Annotated in this window: 12 protein-coding genes; 6 read left to right on the plus strand and 6 right to left on the minus strand. The window is 44.7% G+C overall.

From position 1 onward, the window contains the following. Positions 1-17: 17 nt before the first annotated feature. Complete coding sequence (bshA, locus tag DR864_RS09900) at positions 18-1178, minus strand: N-acetyl-alpha-D-glucosaminyl L-malate synthase BshA (RefSeq protein WP_114066811.1); 1161 nt, start codon at positions 1176-1178, stop codon at positions 18-20. Between the two features lie 170 nt (positions 1179-1348). Here bshA and DR864_RS09905 point away from each other — a divergent pair, with 170 nt between their 5' ends. Further along, positions 1349-2224 carry a geranylgeranylglycerol-phosphate geranylgeranyltransferase gene (locus DR864_RS09905; RefSeq protein WP_229599555.1) on the plus strand — a complete coding sequence of 292 codons (876 nt, stop codon included), beginning with the start codon at positions 1349-1351 and terminating at the stop codon, positions 2222-2224. Positions 2225-2260: 36 nt separating this feature from the next. Further along, complete coding sequence (locus DR864_RS09910; protein WP_114066813.1) at positions 2261-2962, plus strand: TapB family protein; 702 nt, start codon at positions 2261-2263, stop codon at positions 2960-2962. 68 nt (positions 2963-3030) lie between these two features. Here the strand turns inward: DR864_RS09910 and gldD are convergent, their stop codons facing one another. Together gldD and DR864_RS09920 are read right to left on the minus strand one after the other, a co-directional pair. Continuing rightward, entirely contained in the window at positions 3031-3621 is a 591-nt protein-coding gene (gene gldD, locus DR864_RS09915) for a gliding motility lipoprotein GldD (protein ID WP_229599556.1), read from the minus strand. Beyond that, on the minus strand, positions 3611-4369 hold the full coding sequence (locus DR864_RS09920) for a biotin--[acetyl-CoA-carboxylase] ligase (RefSeq protein ID WP_114066814.1): 759 nt from the start codon (positions 4367-4369) through the stop codon (positions 3611-3613). Before DR864_RS09920 ends, gldD begins: the two co-directional genes overlap by 11 nt. A gap of 46 nt (positions 4370-4415) precedes the next feature. On the opposite strand from DR864_RS09920, the gene rsfS reads away from it, so the two are divergent. The 3 genes from rsfS to DR864_RS09935 all read left to right on the plus strand — a co-directional run bounded on the left by rsfS (position 4416) and on the right by DR864_RS09935 (position 7409). Continuing rightward, positions 4416-4799 (plus strand): ribosome silencing factor, encoded by a 384-nt coding sequence (gene rsfS / locus DR864_RS09925; protein WP_114066815.1) that lies wholly within the window; start codon positions 4416-4418, stop codon positions 4797-4799. Between the two features lie 198 nt (positions 4800-4997). Continuing rightward, positions 4998-7004: an ATP-dependent zinc metalloprotease FtsH gene (ftsH, locus tag DR864_RS09930; protein ID WP_114066816.1), complete on the plus strand. Its 2007-nt coding sequence runs from the start codon at positions 4998-5000 to the stop codon at positions 7002-7004. 117 nt (positions 7005-7121) lie between these two features. Further along, positions 7122-7409 carry a YciI family protein gene (locus DR864_RS09935; protein WP_114066817.1) on the plus strand — a complete coding sequence of 96 codons (288 nt, stop codon included), beginning with the start codon at positions 7122-7124 and terminating at the stop codon, positions 7407-7409. A 65-nt stretch (positions 7410-7474) separates the two neighbouring features. Here the strand turns inward: DR864_RS09935 and rpsU are convergent, their stop codons facing one another. Then, positions 7475-7669 (minus strand): 30S ribosomal protein S21, encoded by a 195-nt coding sequence (gene rpsU / locus DR864_RS09940; RefSeq protein ID WP_114066818.1) that lies wholly within the window; start codon positions 7667-7669, stop codon positions 7475-7477. 128 nt (positions 7670-7797) lie between these two features. Between rpsU and DR864_RS09945 the strand changes: the two genes are divergently transcribed. Then, positions 7798-8727: a Ppx/GppA phosphatase family protein gene (locus DR864_RS09945; RefSeq protein ID WP_114066819.1), complete on the plus strand. Its 930-nt coding sequence runs from the start codon at positions 7798-7800 to the stop codon at positions 8725-8727. A gap of 3 nt (positions 8728-8730) precedes the next feature. Here the strand turns inward: DR864_RS09945 and DR864_RS09950 are convergent, their stop codons facing one another. Both DR864_RS09950 and DR864_RS09955 read right to left on the minus strand, forming a co-directional pair. Continuing rightward, the gene (locus DR864_RS09950; RefSeq protein ID WP_114066820.1) at positions 8731-9879 is read right to left on the minus strand and encodes an amidohydrolase family protein; all 1149 of its coding nucleotides are present in this window, start codon (positions 9877-9879) and stop codon (positions 8731-8733) included. A 418-nt stretch (positions 9880-10297) separates the two neighbouring features. Continuing rightward, positions 10298-12013 (minus strand): IlvD/Edd family dehydratase, encoded by a 1716-nt coding sequence (locus DR864_RS09955; RefSeq protein WP_114066821.1) that lies wholly within the window; start codon positions 12011-12013, stop codon positions 10298-10300. Positions 12014-12058 lie beyond the last annotated feature (45 nt).

Consider the following 12058-nt stretch of genomic DNA (forward strand, 5'->3'; position numbering starts at 1 on the left):
AAGTTAAGAAATTCTTCTTAGCCTACGACCTTTAACTCTTTTTCCAAGGCCTCCCGACTTTCGGCCACGATGCGTTCGTAATAGGCTTCGTATTGCGGTAAGATATTGGCCAAATCAAATTCTTTGGCCCTTGCCAGCGCATTTTCTTTGAAACGGGGGAGGTTTTCTTCCTGTAAAATGTACGCGGCATTTTTGACCATGTCTTCGATGTCGCCCACATTGCTCATAAACCCAGTCACACCCTGAATATTAAGTTCGGGCAAGCCACCCGCATTTGACGTAATCAGTGGCACTTCACAGGCCATGGCTTCGAGCGCGGCCAAGCCAAAACTTTCGGTTTCGGAAGGCATCACAAACAAATCAGCCACCGACAACACCTCTTCGATAGCGTCTAAGTTGCCCAGAAAACGAACATCGTGCATCAATTTCATCTCTTTACACATGTATTCGATTCGGCTGCGCTCGGGGCCATCGCCGACGAGCAACAACTTGGAAGGAACAATGTGACGCAGTTTGTCAAACATCAACACAATATCTTCAATGCGTTTTACTTTACGAAAATTGGACGTGTGAACGAGCAATTTTTCGTTATTAGGACAAATTGCCAGCTTGAAGTGGTCTTTTTTCTGCTTTTTAAACCGATCTAAATCAATAAAGTTAGGAATAACTTCAATTTCTTTGGTAATCGGAAATGACTCGTTGGTTGCATTTTTGAGAAATTCTGACACTGCCGTTACACCGTCGGAAGCATTGATACTGAACGTAATCACTGGCCCAAAAGCCGCATCACGACCTACCAACGTAATGTCGGTTCCGTGGAGGGTTGTGATAAACGGAATATGAATTCCTTGTGATTTCAGTATCTGTTTTGCCAAATACGCCGACGAAGCGTGCGGAATGGCGTAATGCACGTGCAACACATCCAGTTTTTCGTCGTTTACTACATTAACCATGGCGCTCGAAAGCGCAGATTCATAAGGAGCGTATTGAAAAAGCGGATAATTGGGGATATGAACTTCGTGATAAAAGATATTTTCGCCAAAAAAATCGAGGCGGGTAGGTTGCGAATATGTGATAAAGTGGATTTCATGGCCAACCGCAGCCAGGGCTTTGCCTAACTCGGTGGCTACTACACCACTACCCCCAAAGGTGGGATAACAAACTATTCCTATTTTCATTCGTAAACGGAGCGTTAGATGGACTGATTTATAATTACAACAAAAAAAATCCAACTTTTTCTCCTTAGTGCATGTAAAGATTTTGTGAACTCGCGAAACGCTTCAAAATTTTTTAGTGTTTCGTACAGAGTTGAAACCCAAATCCATCATCCTCCATACTCCATTTCTCATTGAAAAAACGACTAACCATAAAAGACGTAGTGCTTGGTTTTCTGCGGCTTATCCGCTGGCCCAATCTCCTGATTATCGCCGTAACTCAGTACATGACGCGGATTTTTCTGGTTGGCCCAACCCAAGATTGGCGGTCGATTTTGGGCGAGGCTACTATTTTTTTTATTAGTCTTTCTACCGTACTTATTGCAGCGGCGGGCTATATCATAAACGACTATTTTGACATAAAAATAGACCTCATCAATAAACCCGACCGGGTGATTATCGGCCGCTACCTCAAGCGTCGCGTGGCCATGGGGGCCCATCAGGTACTGAGTTTTGTGGGCTGTTTATTGGGGTTATGGGTGGGAAAATGGATTTTTTTAATCAGCGTTTTGTCCGTAACACTGCTTTGGTTTTACGCTTCATATTTTAAGAAACGCCCTTTTATCGGTAATCTTATCGTTTCTTTATTGACCGCCCTTTCGCTATTAATTTTGGCCGTTTACTATCCTCAAAATCGTAACTTAGTCCTTCTATACGCCCTTTTTGCTTTCGGAATTACGATGATTCGGGAAATCATCAAAGACATGGAAGATGTACGGGGCGATGTATCGCACGGTTGCCGCACATTGCCCATTATTTGGGGAATTCCGCGCACCAAACTCTTTCTTTACCTTCTCATTGGTTTGTTTATTCCTAGTCTTTTTGCGGCGGCGCATTGGCTCAACAATCCGCGCTTGGGTTGGATGTTCGTGGGCTTGGCATTACTAATCAGTTGGTTGGTATATCGCTTGGTTTATGCAGATACCAAACGGGAGTTCGGAGCGTTGAGCAGTTTATGTAAAATCATTACGTTGGTCGGAATGGTTAGTATGATATGGATAGTTTTTTAAATTTGGGTTATTATTCATTTTTCCCCCAATTTTCTAATGAAAAAATACGCATTGCTCAGTCTCATCTTAATCACAACTGTAATCAGTACGCGCATTCAGGCCCAAATGTGCATGGGCGTAAACATGAAAGCAGGAATGGGCTACGAAATGGTCACGTACAACGCCAAGGATAAACCTACAGGAAAAGTAGTGTACACCGTCAAAAACGTAAGCACCGAAAATGGCACCACGCTTATGTCAATGGAAATGCAAAACTTCGATGCCAAAGACAAACTTCAAGCTACCAACAATTATAAGTGTGCTTGCAAAGGCAATGAATTGATGGTAGATATGACGGCAATGATGGCGGGCCAAGAAAATCCCATGCTCAAAGATGCCAAAATGACCTTTACTTCCACCGACCTTATTTACACCGATAATTATACCGTCGGTGCCACGCTGAAAGATGCCGAACTGAAAGGGCAAGGCGAAATGGGCGGAGGAATGATGCTTAACTACTCTATGTCGATGAAAAATCGGAAAGTAGTGGCACAGGAAAATATCACCGTTCCAGCGGGTACTTTCAACGCCTACAAGGTAACTTCCGATATGACCGTAAGCACCAAAACCATCATGAATATATCTTTTGATTTTCAAGTGGTCAGTTTCCGCGCCCCAAATGTGTTGTGGGATGTCCGCTCCGAAACATATCGCAAAGATAAACTCATGGCCTACAGCCTCTTAACTAAGGTGTTTTAATAGCTAGACATTGGCGAGTTTTTGAACACGATTGTTCTACTATACTCAGGGTTGCCCAACGGCAACCTTTATTTTTTCCATTTCAGGGTATTGAGCAGGTGCATGACATCTTTTCTGAGAAAATCAATGGCGGGCTTAAGGGAATCTTGCTTGTCGGCAACAGTAAAATAAAGCGCCCCCCGCAGGTAATGCGTGGAAGAATCCGTCGTAAAAAACTGGGTATAACTTGGCACATCTCCCGCCAAATCAAACACCACCGCCGTTTGGCCCGATTTTGTTTTGATTACCTGCTCCCTAATCCCAGTGGCCCTTACCTGATGTTTTCCCGCCAGTCGATATGCATCATTGATAAATCCCGACAAGCGCTGCGGATTGTTTTGTACAGGCTTGTACGTCAACTGAATACTAGCATTTAAGGAAGGGTACGCCACAAAAATCCAATGCGGCTCCGCCATCCGGAAGGTATCGGGCAAAATCACCGCACTTTTGGAATATTCAAACGTGTAAGGATGGTCTTCCTTCAGGGCTTGGTAGGTTTGGGGAGGCAAATCCATACGCGGGTAGCCTTTGGGCTTGGGGACATAATCGGGCGTGGAAGAATTACAGGAGGTGATTAAAAAACACATTCCCAAGACAAAACGCATTTGATTAAAATACATAACTGATTTCCTTAAAATCAAAATATTCAAGTTTATTATTGATTTGAACCGCCAAATGCCCCGTTTCGGCTACTCCCACAATCACCCCTTCTATCTCTTCCCCTAATCGTTGAAATAAGTGCGGCTCCTGATAACGAAAAAGATGCTGCAAATAACGTGTTTTCAGGAGGTCATACTTTCGATTACGCAATAAAAGATAGTTTTTTTCAATGGAAGTCAACAATTCGGGAAGAAGCGACTCCAATGAAAACTCCTTTCCGAGCATCAACCGCAGTGAAGTGGCCCGGCCTTCTTCAAAATCAAGCTGATTGATATTCAGGCCGATTCCAACGACTGAACTTTCCAGGCGATTTCCCTGTAATGTATTTTCAATTAAGATTCCACCTAATTTTTGATTGTTTACGTAGATGTCGTTGGGCCATTTTATTTTTAGGAGAGGCCCCATGTAAGGAAGTAAAAAATCAAAAACTCCCAGCGACACCGCAATGTTTAACCGAAACTGTTCATTTGCCATCAAAAAATGGGGGCGTAAAATCACGGATAGCGTAAAATTTTCGCCAGGCTTAGCGAGCCACTGATTACCGCGTTGGCCGCGCCCTGCCGTCTGGTAATCGGTTATGACAACCGCCCCTTCCAAGCCTTGGCCTTGGCGCAACAAATCAGCCGCTTCGTCGTTAGTCGACTGACAAGATGGCAGATAAAGTATTTTTTTTCCAATAAACAGGGTTTTGGGCTTACTTTTGTACAAAATTTTTTAATTTTAGAATTGAATTGATGCAATTTAAAACTTACGCATGAAACAACGCAAATCAAACATTATATCTTCAGAAGAACTGTGCCAGCTGGTTGTGAAGGGAATGCAGGAAAAGAAAGCAGTAGACATCGTAGTGATGGACCTGCGCGAAATAAAAAACTCCATTACAGACTTCTTTGTTATTTGTACCGGTAACTCCGATACCCAAGTAGACGCCATCGCCGATTCTGTCGAAGATGAAGTGCAAAAAATCACGAACTCATTGCCTTGGCAGCGTGAAGGGCGTGAAGCCAAAGAATGGATATTGATTGATTATGTGGATGTTGTGGTCCATGTTTTCAAGAAAGAACGTCGTGAATTCTACGGATTGGAACAACTCTGGGGTGATGCCAAAGTTACCCACGTCGAGGAGGAATTTGCCTGATTGAACATTAGAGATAAAAATAGTGTTTTCTCATTGTACGCAAAAAACTCAAACCTTACACGTACAATAAACCATACCTGTTTACAATAATCCATTTGTTAATTGTTTTTCGTCCCCGCAACATCAACCCATTTTCATTGGTTTTTGACCGGCTCAACGATTAATTATTAACCATTAACCGTTAACGTTTCAATTATTATGTCCGAAAACAATGGAAATCCGCTCAACTCCAATAACCGCAATCCGCGCCGTTCCGGGTATCAGGGGTGGATTATTGCGGCATTGGTGTTAGCAATTTTGGGGATTACCTTCTTCAGTAAAAATACTGCGGTAAGGCCGATTACCCAAAAGAAATTTGAGAAGATGGTTCAAGCACACGAAGTGCAAAATATCGTCATTGTCAATAACGAATTTGTGGAAGTAACGCTTACACCCAAAGCGCTGGAAGACCCTAAATACCGCGCTTTGTTTGCCGATAAGCCTTATTTTAGCAACGGAGGCCCCCAATTTCAGTTTGAAGTTACCTCGGCCGATAAATTTTTGGATGACTTCCAAAAACTAAAACCTGATAGCGATTCAATCGACTATGATTTTGATCGCCGCAGCGACTGGACAGGCTTTCTGAGCACTTGGGGCTTCTTGATTATCATGATTTTGGCCATGTATTTTTTGCTTGGCCGCATGACAGGCGGCGGTGGTCCGGGTGGTCAGATATTCAACATTGGTCGGTCACGTGCCACACTTTTTGATGCTGAAAACAAAGTTAAAATAACCTTTAATGATGTTGCTGGTCTGGAAGAAGCCAAAGAGGAAATCAAAGAGATTGTTGATTACCTAAAAAGCCCTGGTAAATTCACCAAATTAGGGGCAAAAATCCCGAAAGGTGCTTTATTGGTAGGCCCTCCCGGTACGGGTAAAACCCTCATCGCAAAAGCGGTAGCGGGCGAAGCTGGCGTTCCTTTCTTCTCCCTTTCAGGGTCTGATTTTGTGGAAATGTTTGTCGGTGTGGGTGCAGCTCGTGTGCGCGATTTATTTAAGCAAGCCAAAGAAAAAGCACCTTGTATTATCTTTATTGACGAGATTGACGCCGTGGGCCGTTCACGTGGTCGGGGTGCGATGCCCGGTGCCAATGATGAGCGCGAAAATACGTTGAACTCCCTGTTGGTAGAAATGGACGGTTTCGCGACCGATTCAGGAATTATCATCATGGCGGCCACCAACCGTCCCGATGTACTTGACCCTGCGCTTTTGCGTCCTGGTCGTTTTGACCGCCAGATTTCGGTTGATAAACCCGATATCATTGGTCGTGAGGCTATTTTCAAAGTTCACTTGAAGCCTATAAAGCTTTCTCCTGATGTAGACCCTAAAAAACTGGCCGCTCAAACGCCTGGTTTTGCAGGAGCTGAAATCGCCAACGTGTGCAACGAAGCCGCCCTAATTGCGGCCCGTCGTGATCGTGAAGAAGTGACCATGCAGGACTTTCAGGATGCAATGGACCGGGTGATTGGAGGTTTGGAGAAAAAGAACAAACTTATCTCACCTGACGAAAAGAAAATCGTAGCTTACCACGAAGCAGGCCATGCGGTAGCAGGTTGGTTCTTGGAGCACGCTGACCCATTGGTTAAAGTAACGATTGTACCGCGTGGTGTAGCGGCATTAGGATACGCTCAGTACCTACCGCGTGAGCAGTATCTATACCGTACCGAGCAACTCATGGACGAAATGTGTATGACGTTGGGGGGCCGCGCCGCCGAAGATGTCGTGTTTGGCAAGGTATCTACGGGCGCACTCAGCGACTTGGAACGCGTAACCAAATTGGCACACAGCATGGTAACGGTGTACGGTCTGAACGACAAAATCGGTAACATGTCCTACTATGATTCCAAGCAGTCTGAGTACTCTTTCAACAAGCCTTATTCGGAAGAAACCGCTCGCATGATTGACGAAGAAATGCGAAAAATCATTGCGCAGGCCTATGACCGCTGTCATGCCTTGCTCTCTGAGCACCGCGAAGCGCTGGAAGTAATCGCCAAAGAATTGTTGGAAAAAGAAATCCTGTTCCAAAGTGACTTAGAGCGTCTGATAGGCAAGCGGCCTTTCGAAAGAGAGACGGTATATCAAGCCTACATGAACACTGAAAACAGCAACGATCAGGTCAAAGAAGAGAAAGAGGAAGAAGCGACCAGCGAAACCGAAGCAAAATAAGCATTTCAGTATCATACCATAAAGGGTTAGAAATAGATGGGTTTTCCCTGATTTCTAACCCTTTTTCAATTCTATTCTGACCACAAATAAACCTTCACATATAACCCCTTTCGATGTATGCTTTACGTAATTCATGCCTACGATTTTACCGATGAACAAGCCCTCGAACGCCGCATGGCCGTCAGGCCCAATCACTTTGATGGCGCAAAACAGTTGAAATCTACTGGAAACTTTGTCTTAGGCGGAGCCTTATTAGACCCTGATGGAAAGATGATTGGGTCAATGATGGTGGTTGACTTTGAAGATGAAACAGGGCTCAACCAGTGGCTTCAAAACGACCCCTACGTAACTGGCAAAGTATGGGAGAAAATAGATGTAAAACCCTTCAGAAAAGCTGATATATAGAAGCCGAAAAAGGCACTGTGACGAATCGCAGTGCCTTGATATATATGAAATGACTTTATAATCGCTTATAGTTCATCGCCCTCGCGCATTTTCTGCACGTAAGAGGCATGAATCACTTGCTGACGACGTTTCACTGATTTCTTTTCGAAAGCAGAGCGTGAACGCAATTCTTTCAAAACTCCGGTCTTTTCAAATTTCTTTTTGAAACGTTTGAGTGCCTTGTCAATTGATTCGTTTTCTTTGATTTGTACGACGAGCATATGTGTTTATGTTTATATCTATTTTGAAACGGATTGCAAAAATAAAAGTCTGCTTCTAAAAAATCAACTTTATTTGTGTTTTTGTTTCAGTTATTTACATTCTCCGCAAAAATACCCCTTTCCAATCCATGAAGTACGCCATTATTGACCTTGGAACCAATACTTTCCATTTGTTGATTATTGAACAAAATCCTGACGGAATTATCCCCCTATTTAAGACTCAAATCCCCGCCAAGATAGGCAAAGCAGGTATTAATCAGGGCATTATCACCGAAGAAGCTACCCAACGCGCGTTAAATGTGCTAAGTCAATTTCGTCAAAGAATAAATGAATTTGGCGTTGAACTTTCCAACACCAAGGCCATTGGCACCAGCGCGATTCGAAACGCAAAAAATGCGAAAGAATTTTGCGCAACGGTCAAAAATGAAACAGAAATCACGATTGACATCATTTCGGGCGACCGAGAAGCGGAATTAATCTACCACGGCGTCCGACAAGGAATTGCGTTAGGCGAGAAAATATCCGTTATCATGGACATCGGCGGAGGCAGCGTTGAGTTTATCATTTGCAATGCTTCGCGTATCTTTTGGAAACAAAGTTTTGAAATAGGCGGACAGCGGTTGCTGGAGCAATTTGTGCTTACTGACCCCATATCGCCGTCGGCAATTCGACGAATGAATGATTATTTTCAAGAACAGCTTTTACCGCTGGTCAATGCCGCTCACCAATACGCCCCCCAAACGCTGGTCGGCTCCTCAGGTTCATTTGATACGTTGGTTGACATGGATTTTATGCACCGACTGGGCCATTTACCCAATCCATCACAAACAGGTTTTGAAATTGCAACGGAAGAATTCTACCGCGCTTACCATCTCCTCACTACCCAGAGCCACCATGATCGCATGACCATTCCGGGTATGATTGAGTTACGGGTGGATATGATTGTACCCGGTGTGGTGCTGATTGACCATGTTTTACGAAGTTTGAATATTCAACAGATTCGTTCTTCGACCTATGCGTTGAAAGAAGGAATTATGGCTTGGGTTGTGTCAGCATAATCACTATCTCCTTAATATTTTTTGGGCGTTGGTTTGGTATATTTTTTTTAGCGTTCTGGGGCTTAACGACAACCCATACAAAGGCCAATGGTATCCAAACCGATTGTGCTCGTAAAAGTGTTCGTCGGCCGATTCAAGGATTCTGAACGTGGTAAGATACATATCGCGCGAGAAGCCCATGTCGGTACCATAGACCAACCGATCGCTATATTTTTCCATGAATGCCTTGGCAAAGCGCGGAATCGGGGCAAATTCGGCAAACCGGGCTGATATATCTGCATACAAATTGGGATACGCATCCAGTAGCCTCGCCAATTGACTCAAATCAGCATTGCAGTTAGCCAGGTGACAAGCGATAAAAGTCGTGCGGGGATTGTCGCGCACAGCCTCTTCAAGCGTAGTAATCAACTGATCATGATTCAAAATACCCTCTTTGGTCATATCCACCCGCCATTTGGCAGCGTTCATCAAACCGTCATTGGTAGAGTCGGGCGGCAAGTACATCCAAGCATCCTCCGCTACGTGAATACTGATGGGCATTCTCAGTTCCCCACACTTCATCAATAGGGGTTTCATACGGGGGTCGTTGATGTGCATACCACGTCCCGGAGTTGGTTTAGAGTACAATTCCCCCAAACCTTTGTCGCCCAACTCCCCCACCCCGCGCGCACCTGATTGGTAGCAGCGTACCAATTCTGCCACCGCCCGCTGCGACCAATCAGGTTGGTCCATTCCAGTATAGTCAAACCCACACCATACCTCAAAACGATTGGGATAACGGGCGTATTTACGCGCCATGGCGTCAAAAGTGGCTCCCGTACTATATGATAAAATGACTGACTTATCAATCCCTACTTCATCCATGAGCTGTACCCACCTATCCACTTCAGCATCGCTTTTAGGATTATCGTGGGTGTGCAGATCTATCGCCGGGTATTTGGCTTTCGGAATTTTTGATTGGGGTGTTTTGTAAATTGAGACTGGGCGATAATCTTTCAATTTGACTTGTTGAACATCCTCTGACAGTTCCGTACGTTGCAGGTAATTCAGACGGAAATCTTTCAATTTGGCGGACTGTGCTTCCTGACCGAAGGTGACACACTGTATTGCCCCCAAAATGACGGACAAAAGCGTACTGCGGTAGTTGAACATAATACTGTTTTGATTTAAAATTGCTACTTACTAAACTGCTTATAATCAAACCTTTCTATCCTTCAAATCTACTCACCATCCTACCTTGATGATACTATATAGTGGCAGGAGTTAGTCCTATTTGAGGAATACAGTAAGGCCCATCAGAAAGATACAACTTATGCCAAAATTTTTCAGAGAGAATTGATTTCTACCCACATAAGGCCCTCACTTAGATTTGCGGGCGTTACGGGTCATGGTGGCACACTACGACCACGATTTTCACCAAAGCCTATTGAAAACCAATATCTTATAAACCTTTTTTACCCGCTGCGGCCCGAACTACACCCACTGGATAAGGAGCAGGCTTGGGCAGGGGATAAAAAAAGCGTCGGACAGTTTGAAACTGTCCGACGCCTAACAATACAAGCCTCTTTATTTAATGCGACTCTCTACTCACTTTGTGCCCTGATTTACCAATCAAAAAGTCAAAATCACAACCTTCGTGCGATTGGGTCACGTGCTCAATGTAAAGCTTATTGTGGCCGCGGTTGTAGCCCAAATCAATCGGCGTCCAAGCGGCTCGGCGGCGTGCGATTTCATCGTCTGAAACGTGCCAGTGAATATAGCGTTCGTGAATGTCAATTTCGATGATGTCGCCGTTTTCAACCAATCCCAAATTACCACCGATGGCACTTTCAGGAGAAGCGTGTAATAACACCGTTCCGTAGGCCGTTCCACTCATGCGGGCATCAGAAATACGCACCATGTCCGTCACTCCTTTTTCCAACAGTTTTTTAGGCAACGCCATGTTACCAACTTCAGGCATTCCTGGATAACCTTTTGGCCCTACGTTTTTAAGGACCATTACGCAAGTCTCGTCAATATCCAGTTCTGGGTCTTCGATACGAGCATGATAATCTTCAATCGACTCAAACACCACAGCCCGACCTTTGTGCTTCATCAAATGCGCCGAAGCCGCCGAAGGTTTAATAACCGCGCCATTTTCGCACAAATTACCTTTAATAACCGCAATCCCTCCTTCTTCCAAAATCGGCGACTCTCCCGATGCAATCACGTCAGGATTCCAGTTTTTGGCATTTAATGAATTATCAATCAGCGATTTACCATTTACGGTTATTACATTTTTGTGTAAATGCTCCTTCATTTCATTAATGACCACCTGCAAGCCACCTGCGTAGAAATAATCTTCCATGAGGTATTTACCAGAAGGCATTACATTCAATAAAAACGGCATTCGTGAACCTACGCGGTCAAAGTCGTCCAACGTCAAGTCTACGCCTACCCGGCCCGCGATGGCCAGCAAGTGCAACACAAAATTTGTAGAGCCTCCCACGCCCGCATTGAGCATAATAGCATTTTCGAAGGCTTCTCTGGTCAATATTTTTGAAAGTGTCAGATTCTCTTTGACCATTTCTACAATGCGCATTCCCGTCATGTGGGCATTCATTTTCTTACGCGAATCAGCGGCAGGAATCGCCGACAGCCCGGGTAGTGTAAGGCCCAGAGCTTCGGCCATGGTCGCCATGGTAGAAGCCGTACCCATCGTAGAGCAGTGACCAATACTACGGCTCATACAACTCTCTGCTTCTTCAAATTCTTCGGGAGTCATTTTACCCGTTTTGAGGTCATCGGCAAACCGCCATACGTCGGTGCCCGAACCGATGGCTTTGCCTTGAAAACGCCCCGCCAACATCGGCCCACCAGGCAATACAATCGTGGGTAAATCAACGCTCGCGGCCCCCATGATGAGCGAAGGGGTGGTTTTGTCGCAACCCGTCAATAAGACAATCCCATCGAAAGGATTGGCTCGAATACTTTCCTCGACCGACATACTCGCCAGATTGCGATACAGCATGGCCGTAGGACGAATAAGGGTTTCCCCCAAAGACATCACTGGAAATTCCAACGGAAAACCACCCGCTTCGTAAATACCGTTTTTAACACTTTGGGCTAAGTCTCGAAAGTGGCCGTTGCAAGGTGTTACTTCCGACCACGTATTACAAATACCAATCACGGGTTTTCCCTTAAATTGGTGCGGCGCATGGCCTTGGTTTTTCATCCAACTGCGGTAAATAAAACCGTCTTTACCTTCTTTGCCAAACCAGTCCTGGCTGCGGAGTTCATTTTCCATTATCTTTCGTTGAAATTTTCGGTTTCGATTTTAGTACAATAAGGC

The sequence above is a fragment of the Runella rosea genome (assembly GCF_003325355.1).
Lineage (GTDB): Bacteria > Bacteroidota > Bacteroidia > Cytophagales > Spirosomataceae > Runella > Runella rosea.

What these genes read in the sequence shown, in the direction of transcription:
- bshA (WP_114066811.1), bottom strand. Translation starts at nt 1,178, where the DNA reads ATGAAAATAGGAATAGTTTGTTATCCCACCTTTGGGGGTAGTGGTGTA.
- DR864_RS09910 (WP_114066813.1), top strand. Translation starts at nt 2,261, where the DNA reads ATGAAAAAATACGCATTGCTCAGTCTCATCTTAATCACAACTGTAATC.
- gldD (WP_229599556.1), bottom strand. Translation starts at nt 3,621, where the DNA reads ATGTATTTTAATCAAATGCGTTTTGTCTTGGGAATGTGTTTTTTAATC.
- rsfS (WP_114066815.1), top strand. Translation starts at nt 4,416, where the DNA reads ATGAAACAACGCAAATCAAACATTATATCTTCAGAAGAACTGTGCCAG.
- ftsH (WP_114066816.1), top strand. Translation starts at nt 4,998, where the DNA reads ATGTCCGAAAACAATGGAAATCCGCTCAACTCCAATAACCGCAATCCG.
- DR864_RS09935 (WP_114066817.1), top strand. Translation starts at nt 7,122, where the DNA reads ATGCTTTACGTAATTCATGCCTACGATTTTACCGATGAACAAGCCCTC.
- rpsU (WP_114066818.1), bottom strand. Translation starts at nt 7,669, where the DNA reads ATGCTCGTCGTACAAATCAAAGAAAACGAATCAATTGACAAGGCACTC.
- DR864_RS09945 (WP_114066819.1), top strand. Translation starts at nt 7,798, where the DNA reads ATGAAGTACGCCATTATTGACCTTGGAACCAATACTTTCCATTTGTTG.
- DR864_RS09950 (WP_114066820.1), bottom strand. Translation starts at nt 9,879, where the DNA reads ATGTTCAACTACCGCAGTACGCTTTTGTCCGTCATTTTGGGGGCAATA.
- DR864_RS09955 (WP_114066821.1), bottom strand. Translation starts at nt 12,013, where the DNA reads ATGGAAAATGAACTCCGCAGCCAGGACTGGTTTGGCAAAGAAGGTAAA.